Source organism: Enterobacter chinensis (assembly GCF_034008295.1).
Taxonomy (GTDB): Bacteria; Pseudomonadota; Gammaproteobacteria; order Enterobacterales; family Enterobacteriaceae; genus Enterobacter; species Enterobacter chinensis.
In genome coordinates this window covers 105,584-119,841 of sequence record NZ_JARDVI010000009.1, presented here as the reverse complement: position 1 = coordinate 119,841, position 14,258 = coordinate 105,584, and the positions used below count along the sequence as shown (strand labels likewise).

The window sequence follows — 14,258 nt, the reverse complement described above, 5'->3', positions numbered from 1 at the left end:
CCCTCGCGAGGCCAACATGATCCACGTTGAAAATGTCAGTAAAACCTTCGTGCTCCACCAGCAAAATGGCGTGCGCCTGCCGGTGCTGCAAAATGCCTCTCTGAAGGTCAGCAGCGGCGAATGCGTGGTGCTGCACGGCCATTCCGGCAGCGGGAAATCCACCCTGCTGCGCTCCCTGTATGCCAACTACCTGCCTGACGAAGGACACATCCATATTCGCCACGGCGATGAGTGGGTAGACCTGGTTCAGGCCCCCGCGCGAAAGGTGCTGGACGTGCGCCGCTCGACGATCGGCTGGGTGAGCCAGTTTCTGCGGGTGATCCCGCGGATCTCCGCCCTGGACGTGGTCATGCAGCCGCTGCTGGATCTCGGCGTACCGCGTGAAGCCTGCGCCGCCAAAGCCGCCAGCCTGCTGACGCACCTCAACGTGCCCGAGCGCCTGTGGCATCTCGCTCCGTCGACCTTTTCCGGCGGCGAGCAGCAGCGCGTCAACATCGCCCGCGGCTTTATCGTCGACTACCCGATTTTACTTCTGGATGAACCCACTGCCTCGCTCGACGATAAAAACAGCGCGGCGGTGGTGGAGTTGATCGAACAGGCCAAAGCGCGCGGCGCGGCGATCGTCGGGATCTTCCACGACGAAAGCGTTCGCACCCGCGTCGCGGACAGACTGCACCCGATGGGGACAAACGCATGATTATCAATAACGTCAAGCTGGTGCTGGAAAACGAAGTCGTTGATGGCTCGATTGAAGTCCGGGACGGCGTCATCCGCGCATTTGCCGAAACCCAAAGCCGTACCCCTGAAGCGATGGACGGTGAAGGCGGCTGGCTGCTGCCGGGGCTGATTGAGCTGCATACCGATAATCTGGACAAATTTTTCACGCCTCGCCCGAAGGTGGACTGGCCCGCCCATTCGGCCATGAGCAGCCACGACGCGCTGATGGTTGCCAGCGGCATCACTACCGTGCTGGACGCGGTGGCGATTGGCGACGTGCGCGACGGCGGCGATCGGCTGGAAAACCTGGAGAAGATGATCAACGCCGTGGAAGAGACGCAAAAACGCGGCCTCAACCGCGCCGAGCACCGTCTGCATCTGCGCTGCGAGCTGCCGCACCACACCACCCTGCCGCTGTTTGAAAAGCTGGTGGGCCGTGAGCCGGTCTCGCTGGTCTCCCTGATGGACCATTCACCGGGGCAGCGCCAGTTCGCCAATATTGAGAAGTATCGCGAATACTATCAGGGCAAATATTCTCTCAACGATGCGGAGATGGCCCGTTACGAAGAAGAACAGCTAGCGCTCGCGGCGCGGTGGTCGCAGCCGAACCGCCTCGCCATTGCCGCCCTCTGCCGCGATCGCAATATTGCGCTAGCCAGCCACGACGACGCCACGCACGATCATGTGCTCGAATCCCATCAGCTTGGCAGCGTGATCGCGGAATTTCCCACCACGTTTGAAGCCGCCGAAGCCTCGCGCAAACACGGCATGAACGTGCTGATGGGCGCACCAAATATCGTTCGCGGTGGCTCGCACTCCGGCAACGTAGCGGCAAGCAAACTCGCCTCACTTGGCCTGCTGGATATCCTCTCGTCCGACTACTACCCTGCCAGCCTGCTGGACGCGGCGTTCCGGGTGGCGAACGACGAGGGCAACCGCTTCACCTTGCCGCAGGCCATTCGCCTGGTGACGAAAAACCCGGCCTCGGCGCTTAATCTTCAGGATCGCGGCGAGATAGCCGAGGGTAAACGCGCGGATCTGGTGCTGGCCCACCGCAAGGGCGAGCACATCCATATCGACCACGTCTGGCGTCAGGGAAAACGGGTGTTCTGATGGGAAGACTCATCTGGTTAATGGGGCCGTCCGGCTCCGGTAAGGACAGTCTGCTGTCCACCTTACGACAGCGGGAACACCCGCAGCTGCTGGTCGCGCATCGCTATATTACCCGCGCGGCCAACGCCGGGAGTGAAAACCATATCGCCCTGAGCGAGCAGGAGTTTTTCACCCGTGCCGGGCAAAACCTGCTGGCGCTGAGCTGGCACGCCAACGGCTACTACTACGGGATCGGCATTGAGATTGACCTATGGCTGCATGCGGGGTTCGACGTGCTGGTCAACGGCTCACGCGCGCATCTGCCACAAGCGCGCGCCCGCTACGAGGCGGCCCTGCTGCCGGTCTGTCTGCAGGTTTCGCCAGACGTCCTGCGCAGCCGGCTGCAGAGCCGGGGGCGTGAATCCGCCCGTGAGATAGACCAGCGGCTTGAGCGTGCGGCCCGCTATACCCCTTCAGACTGTCACATCCTCAATAACGACGGAAGTTTGCTACAGTCAGTCGATACCTTTTTATCGCTTATCCGTCAGAAGGAGAACCAGCATGCCTGACTGCACGCTTCGCCCCGCCACCGCAGACGATGCGCACATCGTTTATGCGTTAATCTGCGAGTTAAAGCAGGCCGAGTTCGATCGCCAGGCGTTTCACGCGGGCTATCTTGCCAATCTGCAGGATCGCAACATGCGCTACCAGCTTGCAGAAATGGACGGGCAGGCCATCGGCATGATCGGCCTGCACCTGCAGTTTCATCTCCATCACGCGCGCTGGATCGGCGAGATCCAGGAGCTGGTAGTGATGCCGCAGGCGCGCGGGTTGAAGGTGGGCAGCCAGCTGCTGGCCTGGGCGGAAGAGGTGGCACAACAGGCCGGCGCAGAGCTGACCGAACTCTCCACCAGCGTCAAGCGCACCGACGCGCACCGTTTTTACGTTCGTGAAGGGTATACGCAGAGCCATTTTCGATTCACCAAACCACTGTAGAGGTGTGCGATGAGTCTGACGATTACGTTAACGGGAACAGGTGGTGCACAGCTGGTTCCTGTCTTTGGCTGCTACTGTGCGGCGTGTCGCCGGGCGCGCCTGCAGGATAACTATCGCCGTCGCCCGTGCAGCGCGGTGGTCAAATTCAACGACGCCGTCACCCTGCTGGATGCCGGCATTCCGCACCTGATGGATGACTGGCCTGCGGGCAGCTTCCAGCAGTTTTTACTCACCCACTATCATATGGATCACGTTCAGGGGCTGTTTCCCCTGCGCTGGGGCGTGGGCGCGACCATTCCGGTCTACGGTCCACCGGATGAAGCGGGCTGTGACGACCTGTTCAAACACCCGGGGATCCTCGATTTCAGCCACACGGTCGAACCGTTTGTGATGTTTGAACTTCAGGGCTTGCGGGTCACGCCGCTGCCGCTCAACCATTCGAAACTGACCTTCGGATATTTGCTGGAATCGGCCCACAGCCGCGTGGCCTGGCTTTCCGACACCGCCGGGCTGCCAGAAAAAACGGTGAAGTTCCTGCTCAACAACCAGCCGCAGGCGATGATTATCGACTGCAGTCACGAACCGCGCGACGAGACGCCGCGAAACCATTGCGACTTAAATACCGTGATGGCGTTAAACGAGGTGATTGGCTGCCCGCAGGTGATCCTGACGCACATCAGCCATCAGTTTGACGTGTGGATGATGGATAACCCGCTGCCGCAGGGGATTGAGGCGGGGTATGACGAGATGGTGCTGGTGCTGGATTAGGTTTTCCCCCTCTCCCGTGGGAGAGGGCTGGGGTGAGGGCAACAGGCCGCACTTAGCCTCGATCGTAATCGTCTTCTAACCTGCGCTCATCCTCTTCTAACCGACGGCGATCGTCATCTAACTGACGCTGACGCTCGTCCAGACGGCGGCGTCTGTCTTCGAGCTGCCGACGACGATCGTCGTACTGTCGACTGTCGATTTGGCGGCTGCGGTCATAACGATCGTCACTATCATCGCTGCTGCGGCTGCTACTGGGGTTATAGGCATCGTTGATTGCCTGCTGAATGTTGCCAATAGCATCATCAACAATATCGGCATGAGCCAGCTGGCTGGTGAGTGACAGCAGACCAAATAACAGAGCAGTTGAGTAACGTTTCATAAGGCCAGACTCGCAGGTGAACTGGCCTTACGATAATGAACGGTTGAGGACTGGGGTAGCGGAGGAATCTCAAATTCTGTAACGAGCGGGGTCTTCCATGAGTTGATTCGCACGTTGTTTATTTTCTGCAACCAATACGATGCCATAGCATTTTTGGTCCGGCGAATGGCTCCAGATACGATCCTCGGGAATACAGCCTCCGTCATAGATAACCTTGCTCCCATCATACGGCCAAAATGCGCCCTGCTCGGTATCGAGAACAAAGACAGCTATCTGATCAGACTCGCGGGCAATTTTCTGCCAGAGCATCTTCCCGCCTTCATATTGCTCAAAATCGCTGACAAGCGTCACGCCGCAGTGTAAGACCAGGGCTTCATACAGCCGAGTTGCCAGCCCCTTGTCACGCTCAGCGGGATCAACGCAGATACCTTCTACCTGAATAAGGTTGGCATCTTCCCAACAGCGCTCGACGGCAATGATGTCTTCACCCAAATGCGCTTTTCGTTGTAAATCCAGGGCAGCAACAACCCGATGCCGTGGCACCCCATCGAAGGTTTCGATATCCGCTTCAATAATCGCAGCTCTTGGCGTCAGACTATCAAAAATGACGTGTAGCACTCGCCCGGAGAGTTCAAACTCATCAACGAGTTTAAACGACCTGGCAACTGTGCTCGGGCTATATGTTGTAGGCATCACGATCATATGTGAGTCCCCTCTTGTGAGTACCGGCATAATTCCCTTTATATCCCAATCTGCCAAATTTTGCGCAGCTTAGCATCACCGGCTTTAACGATGCTCTTGATGAAATCCTAAACAGGGGCGTTTAAAAACATATTTTCCGCAGCGCCTGCGCCAGCTGCACTCGCGTAAACGGCTTACGCAGTAACTGAACGTCCGGCAGCTGAGGGTTATGCGCAGGCCGTAAATCCTGGCCGCTGATCAGCAGCACCGGAAGCTGCGGATAATGACTGCGCACATGGTTAATCACCTCCGCCCCGCTCAGGTTTCCGGGCAACATCAGGTCGCTGATAAACATGCCAATATCCGGCGACGCCGCCAGCATGCTCAGCGCCTGCTCGCCGTTGTCCGCTTCCAGCGTCAGGTAGCCAAGCTGATGCAGTTGCTCGCACAGGGTTTGGCGAACATCGGCTTCATCTTCCAGCACCAGCACCAGCCGCTCGTTATCGACGGAGGCGGCGGCAGACTGCGTTTCATCAACTGCGGCGGCGAGCAGCGTCGAGCGCGGGAGGTGAAGCCGCACGGTCGTCCCCTGCCCCGGCGCGCTTTCGATCTCCACGCGACCGCCGGACTGACGCACAAAACCGTAGACCATCGACAGGCCCAGCCCGCTTCCACTCCCGGTCTGTTTGGTGGTGAAGAACGGTTCAAAGACCCGCGATTTCACCTCCTGAGACATCCCGCTGCCGCGATCGATGACTTCCAGCGCCACCATATCCTGCCGGCGTCCGTCGCTGCGGGTGACGCGCTGATTCCAGGTACGGATTTTTATCACCCCGCTTTGTCCTTCCATCGCATCGCGGGCGTTCATCACCAGGTTGATGATGGCGTTTTCCAACTGGCTGACGTCTATCCAGGCGGGCCACGCCGGGGATTGCGCTTCAATCTCAAGCGTGAGCGTGGCAGGCAAAGAGTGGCGCATCAGCTCCCGGAGGTTCTCCAGCAGCGGCAGCATGTCTACCGCATGCGGCGTCAGGGATTGCTTACGGGAAAACGCCAGCAGGCGCTGGGTCAGTAAGGCACCACGCTCGGCAGCCTTCAGCGCCCGGGTGATGCGCGGCGCGTCTTTTGATTCAGGATCGGTAAGCTCAAGGCTGCCGATGATCACCGCCAGCAGGTTATTAAAATCATGCGCCAGCCCTCCCGTCAGCTGTCCGACGGCTTTCATTTTCTGGCTGTGCAGAAGCGCCTCTTCCAGCCCCTGACGCTCGATGCGGTCGATCTCCATCTGCGTGGTTTTCTCTTTCAGCAGACGCGTGGTGTGCTCAAGCGAGGCGGTGTTGCGGGCAAAAACGTTAAACGCGCGCGCCAGCTCACCCAGCTCATCGCGCCGCTGCAGGGCGGGGACGGAGACATCCTGTTCACCGTGAGCAAGGCGCGACATTGCCCGGGAAATCGCCGTCAGGTTGGAGGCCAGATTGCGGTAGATATACCAGCAGGCGCACCCGGTGATGATCAGCGCCAGCACGGCGAAGAAGCTGATAAACACGCTGATGGATTGCAGTTCGTGATGACTCTGGGCCGTGCGAAGCCGGGAGGCCTGCGCCACCTGCTCAACGTACTGATTGATGTCACTGTTGAGGATCGCCACCAGCGCCTTAATGTGGAACATATACCAGCTTATCGCCAGGTCGCTCTCTTCCAGCTGTTTCGACAGGGGGGCGAGCTTACCTAACTCGGCATTAAAATCAGGCAGAACCCCCTTCACGATCGGCTGTACGGCACTCCGTGTCAGGGCTGCGGTCACCGCATCCAGCTGCTGAACGGTCGCGCGCGGCGAAGGAGTGTCGATGGCGGCAGCGAGCAGCCGGTCCATCTCCATCAGCTGCTGCGCATCCGGAACATTGCTGCCATAGCGGAGGTTGATGTCCTGCAGATGACGCAGGTAGCTCTGGCTTTGATACAGCGAGCTAAGCAGCGCGTTACGCTCCAGATGGCGTCGCTGTCCACGCTCAAGCATCTCCGTCACGCTCTGCTGCAGCTCATGACTACGCTGAATAATCCGCGCCACCAGCGCCGGCTCCTGCTGCGCCAGCGGCGCATCCGCAAGCTGCTCCAGCGAGTGGCGCAGCGCCATTTGCGTTTGCTTCAGCCTCTCGGCTTCGCCTTTGTACTCCAGCGCTCCCACCACCTGCGAGAGCCGCACCGCCGCCGTCGCCACGTTAGCGGTATCGCGGGCCAGGTTCATGCTGCCGGTCATATCATCCAGCGTTTGCTGCTGCACCTGCTCCTGGATTTGGCTGGCATGACGGAAACCGAGCACCGCCACGCCGCTCACCATCAGCGTAACGGCGACCACCAGCAGATTGAAAATCAGCAGGCGGCCTCGGGCGCTGGCGAAAAACGGGGGACGTGATGGCATGGAGTTAGGTTCCTGTGCGGTTTGGTGCCCTCACCCTGCCCCTCTCCCACCGGGAGAGGGAAAAGGAAAATGTGATGGCGATTAGCTATTCATAACTATGACAAATATGAACAGCTTCTGACATTTTGCATTTACGTACCTGTGATGAAGTGCAGATATCGACATTCACAGGAGATCCGCCATGAGCAGAACCCCAGTACTGGAGATGCGCAGCATTGCCAAAACGTTTGGCAGTTTCCACGCGCTCAAGGGTGTGGATTTGACGGTCTTCCCCGGTGAGATCCACGCGCTGATGGGGGAAAACGGCGCGGGAAAAAGCACGCTGATGAAAATCCTCGCGGGAGCCTATACCGCCACCAGCGGCGAAATCCTGATCGACGGCCAACCGTTTCATATCAAAGGGCCGAAAGATGCGCTGGCTGCAGGCATTACCCTGATTTATCAGGAGATGCAGCTCGCGCCCAACCTGACCGTTGCCGAGAATATCTTTCTTGGCAGCGAGCTGTCGCGCGGCGGGATGGTCCAGCGTAAAGAGATGGCCGCTCAGGCGCAGGCGGTGATTGAGCGCCTCGGCGCGCAGTTCAACGCCACCGATCTGGTGATGAAGCTGACCATCGCCGAGCAGCAGCAGGTGGAAATCGCCCGCGCGCTGCACCGCAACAGCCGCATTCTGGTGATGGATGAACCCACCGCCGCCCTCTCCTCACGCGAAACCCATCGCCTGTTTGAACTGATTTTGCGCCTGCGCGATGAAGGGATGGCAATCATCTATATCAGCCACCGGATGGCGGAAGTATATGAACTTTCTGACCGCGTCAGCGTTCTGCGCGACGGGCAGTACGTCGGCAGCCTGACGCGCGACAAGCTGAACGCCTCCGAGCTGGTGAAGATGATGGTGGGCCGCCCGTTAAGCGACCTGTTTAACAAAGAGCGTGATATCCCTCTCGGCAGCCCGCGTCTTAACGTGCATCACCTCACCGACGGTAAAAAAGTACAGCCCTGCAGCCTGCAGGTGCGTTCCGGCGAAATCGTCGGCCTGGCGGGGCTGGTGGGCGCCGGACGTTCTGAGCTGGCGCAGCTGATCTTTGGCGCGCGCAAAGCCACGGGCGGCATGATTGAGGTCGACGGCGAGCCGGTGGTGATCCACTCCCCGCGCGCCGCTATCGAAAACGGCATCGGTTTTCTCACCGAGAACCGCAAGGAGCAGGGGCTGTTTCTGGAGCTGGCGGCGCAGGAGAACATCACCATGGCGACGCTTGAGCGCGACGCCACCTTCGGCATGTTAAACCGCAAAAAAGCCCAGTCCATTTCCGATGACGCTATCGCCCTGCTTAACATCCGCGTGCCGCACTCTCAGGTGCGCGCGGGCGGGCTGTCAGGGGGCAATCAGCAAAAGCTGCTCATCTCCCGCTGGGTGGCAATCGGCCCGCGCATTCTGATTCTGGACGAACCGACGCGCGGCGTGGACGTCGGCGCGAAAAGCGAGATCTACCGCATCATGAACCAGATGGCGCGCAAAGGCGTGGCAATTTTGATGATCTCCAGCGAGCTGCCGGAAGTGGTGGGGATGAGCGACCGGGTGTACGTGATGCGAGAAGGCAGCATTGCGGGTGAACTCCACGGGCGTGACATCTCTCAGGAAAACATTATGACGCTGGCAACCGGCGTGAACGACACACATCATCAGGCGGTGCAATCATGACAACTCCTACCCATCCGCAGCAGGTGGCGAAATCCGCCTCCGCAAAAAAAATGCTGATGAGCGATCTGATGCAAACGGTCGGCATTTTGCCGATTCTGATCCTGATTGTGGCGGTATTTGGCTTTATCGCGCCCAACTTCTTCACCGAGAGCAACCTGCTCAACATTACCCGTCAGGCGTCGATCAACATCGTGCTGGCGGCGGGAATGACCTTCATTATCTTAACCGGCGGGATTGACCTCTCCGTAGGCTCGATTCTGGGCACCACGGCGGTGGCCGCGATGGTGGTGTCGCTGATCCCCGAATTCGCCATGCTCTCCATTCCCGCCGCGCTGATGCTCGGCATGGTGCTGGGCCTGTTCAACGGCGCGCTGGTGGCCTTTGCCGGACTTCCGCCGTTTATCGTCACCCTCGGCACCTATACGGCGCTGCGCGGCGCGGCGTACCTGCTGGCCGACGGCACGACGGTTATTAACTCCAACATCAGCTTCGAGTGGATCGGCAATAACTACCTCGGCCCGATTCCGTGGCTGGTGGTCATCGCCCTGGCGGTCATTGCTATCTGCTGGTTCATCCTGCGCCGCACCACGCTTGGCGTTCACATCTACGCGGTGGGCGGCAATATGCAGGCGGCGCGCTTAACGGGGATCAAGGTCTGGCTGGTGCTGCTGTTTGTTTACGGCATGAGCGGCCTGCTCTCCGGGCTTGGCGGGGTGATGAGCGCCTCACGCCTCTACAGCGCCAACGGCAACCTCGGCATGGGCTACGAGCTGGATGCGATTGCGGCGGTGATCCTTGGCGGGACCAGCTTCGTCGGCGGGATCGGCACGATCACCGGCACGCTGGTCGGCGCCCTGATCATCGCCACCCTCAACAACGGCATGACGCTGATGGGCGTCTCCTACTTCTGGCAACTGGTGATCAAAGGGGCGGTGATCATCATTGCGGTGCTGATCGACAAATACCGTACCCGACACCATCAAAGTGCATAACAACAAAACCCTACAGCTTCGAGGAAAACAATATGCGTTTGAAACCGTTAGTAACCGCGCTCTGTGCTGGCGCGCTGCTTGCCGCAACGCCGTTTGCGCAGGCGAAAGACCTGAAATCCATCGGCGTGACGGTGGGTGACCTGGCTAACCCGTTCTTCGTGCAGATCACCAAAGGTGCCGAGCTGGAAGCGCGCAAGCTGGCGGGCGATAACGTCAAAGTGACGCTGGTCTCCAGCGGGTACGATCTGGGCCAGCAGGTGGCGCAGATCGACAACTTTATTGCCGCTAAAGTAGACATGATCATCCTTAACGCCGCAGATTCCAAAGGGATCGGCCCGGCGGTGAAGCGCGCGAAAGACGCAGGGATTGTGGTCGTTGCGGTTGACGTGGCGGCGGAAGGGGCTGATGCCACCATCACCTCCGATAACACCCAAGCGGGTGAAATGGCCTGTAAATACATTACCGACCGTCTGAAAGGCAAAGGCAATGTGGTGATCATCAACGGACCACCGGTCTCAGCGGTGCAGAACCGCGTGGAAGGTTGCCAGACGGAATTCAAAAAACATCCGGATATCAAGGTGCTCTCGGATAACCAGAACGCCAAGGGCAGCCGTGAAGGTGGCCTGGAAGTGATGACCTCCCTGCTGGCCGCTAATCCGAAGATCGACGGCGTATTCGCCATTAACGATCCGACCGCGATCGGTGCCGATCTGGCGGCAAAACAGGCGCAGCGCAATGAGTTCTTTATCGTCGGCGTGGATGGATCACCGGACGGTGAGGAAGCCCTGAAGCGTGAAAACTCCCTGTTTGTGGCGACCCCGGCGCAAGATCCGCAGGTGATGGCGGCAAAAGCGGTGGAGATCGGCTATGACATATTACAGGGCAAACCTGCGCCGAAAGAGCCTGTGCTGATCCCGGTGACGATGATCGATAAAAAGAACGTCGGCACGTATAAGGGTTGGACGGTTAAGTAACCCTTCGCCCTCTCCTGCCGGAGAGGGCGTCGTTTACCTGGAGTCCCCATGAAACGCTCCGACATCAATGAAATCCTCGGCCACACGCGGCAGTTTTTTTCTATGCACGACGTGCATCTCCCGCCGTTTGCCAGTTTCCCGCCAACAAAATGGCAGCAGCTTGACCAGGCCGCATGGCAGGAAGTGTTCGATCTCAAACTCGGCTGGGACGTGACGGCGTTTGGTGGCAACAACTTTGCCGCCGAGGGTCTGACGTTGTTTACCCTGCGCAACGGCTCGCCGAACGGCATGCCGTATGAAAAATGCTATGCCGAAAAAATTATGCACGTGCGGGACGGTCAGTTGACGCCGATGCATTTTCACTGGCGTAAACGAGAGGACATTATCAACCGGGGCGGCGGGAATCTGATTGTTGAATTGTGGAATGCCGGTGCGCATGAAGAGACGGAAAACACCGACGTGACGGTCACCGTCGACGGCTGCCTTCAGACCCACGCGCCCGGCAGCCAGCTGCGCCTGCTGCCCGGGGAAAGCATCTGTCTCACGCCCGGTCTTTACCACTGTTTCTGGGGCGAACGCGGCTTCGGCGACGTGCTGGTCGGGGAAGTGTCGTCGGTCAATGACGATGAACACGATAACCACTTTTTGCAGCCCGTCGCCCGCTATAACAACATCGAAGAAGACGAACCGGCGCTGCTGGTGCTGTGCAACGAGTACAACCTGTTTCGGATATAAGGGGTGAATGATGCCACTGATTTCTCTTGCCGACGGTCTTGAGCACGCCAGGACGCATCGCTATGCGCTGGGCGCGTTTAACGTGCTCGACTCCCATTTCCTGCGCGCGCTGTTCGCCGCCGCAAAGCAGGAACGCTCGCCTTTTATCATCAACATCGCCGAGGTGCACTTTAAATACGTGTCGCTGGATTCGCTTGTCGAAGCGGTTAAGTTCGAGGCCGCTCGCCACGATATTCCCGTGGTGCTCAACCTCGACCACGGCCTGCATTTTGAAGCCGTCGTACGCGCCCTGCGCTTAGGGTTCAGCTCCGTGATGTTCGATGGTTCAACGTTGAGCTACGAGGAGAACATCCGCCAGACGCGTGAAGTGGTGAAGATGTGCCATGCCGTTGGCGTGTCGGTAGAAGCGGAGCTTGGCGCAGTCGGAGGCGATGAAGGCGGCGCGCTTTACGGGCATGCGGATGAAGCATGCTTTACCGACCCACAGCTGGCTCGCGAATTTGTCGATTCAACCGGTATTGACGCGCTGGCGGTTGCCATCGGCAACGCGCACGGTAAATACAAGGGCGAACCTAAACTCGATTTCCCACGCCTGGACGCCATTCGCCAGCAGACGGGGCTGCCGCTGGTGCTCCACGGAGGCTCCGGTATTAGCGATGCTGATTTTCGCCGCGCGATTGAGCTGGGCATTCATAAAATCAATTTCTACACCGGGATGTCGCAGGCCGCGCTTGCCGCCGTGGAGCAGCGTATGGCAAACCGCCAGCCGCTCTATGACGAGTTTGCCGAGCTGCTGCTGGGGATAGAAGAGGCGATTACCGATACGGTCGCCGAACAGATGCGCATCTTCGGCAGCGCGGGGCGGGCATAATGGAACGTAAAGGCATTATAGCCGCAGGCAATATGCTGGTGGATCACGTCCATCAGATCGTGCAGTGGCCGGAGCGCGGCTGGCTGGCGGAAATCACCCACAGCGAACGCTCAACCGGCGGCGCACCACTCAACGTCCTGCTGACGCTGGCGAAGATGCACGTCGGCCTGCCGCTGCAGGCGGTAGGGCTGATTGGCGAAGACGGCGACGGAGATTACATCCTGGCGATGCTCGACCAGTACCACGTCAACCGCCAGCGCGTGCAGCGCACCACCTTTGCGCCGACGTCTATGTCGCAGGTCATGACCGACCCCTGCGGGCAACGCACCTTTTTCCACTCACCGGGGGCCAACCGCCTGCTGGATCTGCCCGCTTTCGACCGTCTCGACGGGTCGATGAAAATTTTCCATCTCGGCTACCTTTTGCTTCTCGACAGCCTGGACATGCCCGATGACGAATTTGGCACCCGCAGCGCGCGGCTGCTGGCGCAGATGCGCGAGCAAGGGTATGAAACCTCGCTCGATCTGGTTTCCCGCAAGGGCGACCCGCGCTATCAGCCGCTGGTGCTCCCTGCCCTGCGCTATCTCGACTATCTGGTGATTAATGAGCTGGAAGCCGGGGAGTTTAGCGGCCTGACAATGCGTGATGAAAGCGACGCCCCGCACGTTGCCCATATCGCTGCAGCCGCGGCGCAGCTGCTGGCTGCCGGCGTTCGCCAGCGGGTGGTGATCCACTGTCCGGAAGGGGCATGGGGAGAAGCACGCGGTGAAGAAGGTCGCTGGATCCCGTCATGGATGCTGGAGCAGGAAGAGATTATCGGCAGCGTCGGCGCGGGTGATGCTTTTTGCGCAGGCTTTTTATATGGCTGCCATGAATCGCTGCCGCTTGCGGAAAGTATTTATCTGGCGCATGCCTGCGCGCGGGCAAGCCTGCTGGCCGCCAATGCTATTGACGGCGCAAAAACGCTGGTCGAGCTGCAACTGTTTATTAAAGAGAATACTTAGGCCGCTTTCTCGCAATGAGACACATCGGTGGCAAACACGTAACCTAACCCACGAATGGTTTTGATCAGGGCTGGCTGGTGCGGGTTAGCCTCGATCTTCCGGCGCAGACGCATGATCAACACGTCGATAGTGCGATCGAACACCTCGGCGCTTTCGCTGTGGGTCAGCTCAAGCAGCCTATCGCGGCTTAGCACACGGCGGGCATTTTGCGTGAGCGCCAGCAACAAGCCGTACTCGCCCTGGGTTAAGGGCACGGTATTGCGGTTCGGATCGCTTAGCTCGCAGCGGGTGGTATCGAGCGTCCATCCATTAAAGGCAATACCCGCGACGGGTGCCGCGGGAGTTTCTGCAGCCAGTACGCCCGTACGGCGCAGTACCGCTTTGACGCGGGCGACGACCACGCGCGGGTTGAACGGTTTGCCAATATAATCGTCGGCCCCCATCTCCAGCCCCACCACCACATCTGACTCACTGCCCAGACCGGTTAACATCACAACCGGTAGCGCCGGACGCTGCTTTTGCAGCTGCAGCAAAACCTGCAGGCCGTTGATATCGGGCAACATCATATCCAGCAGAACAAGCGCGATATTCGGATCCTGCTGTACCCGGCGCAGCGCATCCTGGCCGTTATGGCAGACAAGCACGCTAAAGACGTGCTCGCTCAGCACATCCTGAAGCAGTTCGCAGACTGCCGTATCGTCATCAACCACCAGAATCGCCGGTTTCATCGTATGCTTCCGTCAGGGAATTATGTTAAGTCTGAACCATTCTGCCGTCGGCTCCAGTTAAATAGTTTTTTCAGTGACGGAAATTCAACCCATGTCACATCCGCTGCCCTGTCGACACGTCAATTTTGACGATTCGCTGCTTTTGGTCAGCGTTTTCGCTGCGAATGGGCCGTAAAGTCTAAGCATACCCACACTAAAAA

General features: G+C 59.1%; 15 protein-coding genes. 11 read left to right on the top strand and 4 right to left on the bottom strand.

Translation table 11 applies throughout. From position 1 onward, the window contains the following. Positions 1 to 16: 16 nt before the first annotated feature. The 5 genes from phnL to phnP are packed head-to-tail and all read left to right on the top strand — an operon-like array spanning position 17 to position 3,573. Positions 17 to 697 carry a phosphonate C-P lyase system protein PhnL gene (phnL, locus tag PYW49_RS22210; protein ID WP_320387531.1) on the top strand — a complete coding sequence of 227 codons (681 nt, stop codon included), beginning with the start codon at positions 17 to 19 and terminating at the stop codon, positions 695 to 697. Further along, positions 694 to 1,830: an alpha-D-ribose 1-methylphosphonate 5-triphosphate diphosphatase gene (phnM, locus tag PYW49_RS22205; protein WP_320387530.1), complete on the top strand. Its 1,137-nt coding sequence runs from the start codon at positions 694 to 696 to the stop codon at positions 1,828 to 1,830. The genes phnL and phnM overlap by 4 nt, the downstream gene beginning before the upstream one ends. Next, positions 1,827 to 2,378 carry a ribose 1,5-bisphosphokinase gene (gene phnN, locus PYW49_RS22200; RefSeq protein WP_320387545.1) on the top strand — a complete coding sequence of 184 codons (552 nt, stop codon included), beginning with the start codon at positions 1,827 to 1,829 and terminating at the stop codon, positions 2,376 to 2,378. Before phnM ends, phnN begins: the two co-directional genes overlap by 4 nt. Then, positions 2,371 to 2,805, top strand: coding sequence for an aminoalkylphosphonate N-acetyltransferase (phnO, locus tag PYW49_RS22195; RefSeq protein ID WP_320387529.1), 435 nt, complete (start codon positions 2,371 to 2,373; stop codon positions 2,803 to 2,805). Before phnN ends, phnO begins: the two co-directional genes overlap by 8 nt. A 9-nt stretch (positions 2,806 to 2,814) precedes the next feature. Beyond that, complete coding sequence (phnP, locus tag PYW49_RS22190) at positions 2,815 to 3,573, top strand: phosphonate metabolism protein PhnP (protein WP_320387527.1); 759 nt, start codon at positions 2,815 to 2,817, stop codon at positions 3,571 to 3,573. 52 nt (positions 3,574 to 3,625) lie between these two features. Here phnP and yjdP read toward each other — a convergent pair whose 3' ends face one another. The 3 genes from yjdP to PYW49_RS22175 all read right to left on the bottom strand — a co-directional run bounded on the left by yjdP (position 3,626) and on the right by PYW49_RS22175 (position 7,052). Continuing rightward, positions 3,626 to 3,952 (bottom strand): DDRRRQL repeat protein YjdP, encoded by a 327-nt coding sequence (gene yjdP / locus PYW49_RS22185; RefSeq protein WP_134347292.1) that lies wholly within the window; start codon positions 3,950 to 3,952, stop codon positions 3,626 to 3,628. 69 nt (positions 3,953 to 4,021) lie between these two features. Next, positions 4,022 to 4,654: a GNAT family N-acetyltransferase gene (locus PYW49_RS22180; protein WP_134347293.1), complete on the bottom strand. Its 633-nt coding sequence runs from the start codon at positions 4,652 to 4,654 to the stop codon at positions 4,022 to 4,024. Between the two features lie 121 nt (positions 4,655 to 4,775). Beyond that, complete coding sequence (locus tag PYW49_RS22175) at positions 4,776 to 7,052, bottom strand: ATP-binding protein (RefSeq protein WP_320387525.1); 2,277 nt, start codon at positions 7,050 to 7,052, stop codon at positions 4,776 to 4,778. Positions 7,053 to 7,233: 181 nt separating this feature from the next. On the opposite strand from PYW49_RS22175, the gene PYW49_RS22170 reads away from it, so the two are divergent. The 6 genes from PYW49_RS22170 to PYW49_RS22145 are packed head-to-tail and all read left to right on the top strand — an operon-like array spanning position 7,234 to position 13,330. Continuing rightward, positions 7,234 to 8,754, top strand: a complete 1,521-nt coding sequence (locus PYW49_RS22170) for a sugar ABC transporter ATP-binding protein (protein ID WP_320387524.1) — start codon at positions 7,234 to 7,236, stop codon at positions 8,752 to 8,754. Then, complete coding sequence (locus PYW49_RS22165; protein ID WP_042719147.1) at positions 8,751 to 9,746, top strand: ABC transporter permease subunit; 996 nt, start codon at positions 8,751 to 8,753, stop codon at positions 9,744 to 9,746. The genes PYW49_RS22170 and PYW49_RS22165 overlap by 4 nt, the downstream gene beginning before the upstream one ends. Before the next feature lie 32 nt (positions 9,747 to 9,778). Continuing rightward, positions 9,779 to 10,720 carry an ABC transporter substrate-binding protein gene (locus tag PYW49_RS22160; RefSeq protein ID WP_126817613.1) on the top strand — a complete coding sequence of 314 codons (942 nt, stop codon included), beginning with the start codon at positions 9,779 to 9,781 and terminating at the stop codon, positions 10,718 to 10,720. 48 nt (positions 10,721 to 10,768) lie between these two features. Further along, positions 10,769 to 11,455, top strand: a complete 687-nt coding sequence (locus PYW49_RS22155; RefSeq protein ID WP_320387522.1) for a D-lyxose/D-mannose isomerase — start codon at positions 10,769 to 10,771, stop codon at positions 11,453 to 11,455. A 10-nt stretch (positions 11,456 to 11,465) separates the two neighbouring features. Then, positions 11,466 to 12,326: a ketose 1,6-bisphosphate aldolase gene (locus PYW49_RS22150; protein ID WP_320387543.1), complete on the top strand. Its 861-nt coding sequence runs from the start codon at positions 11,466 to 11,468 to the stop codon at positions 12,324 to 12,326. Then, positions 12,326 to 13,330 (top strand): carbohydrate kinase family protein, encoded by a 1,005-nt coding sequence (locus PYW49_RS22145; protein ID WP_320387521.1) that lies wholly within the window; start codon positions 12,326 to 12,328, stop codon positions 13,328 to 13,330. Before PYW49_RS22150 ends, PYW49_RS22145 begins: the two co-directional genes overlap by 1 nt. On the opposite strand, the gene PYW49_RS22140 is transcribed toward PYW49_RS22145, so the two are convergent. Next, entirely contained in the window at positions 13,327 to 14,058 is a 732-nt protein-coding gene (locus PYW49_RS22140) for a response regulator (protein WP_134347298.1), read from the bottom strand. The genes PYW49_RS22145 and PYW49_RS22140 overlap by 4 nt on opposite strands. Positions 14,059 to 14,258 lie beyond the last annotated feature (200 nt).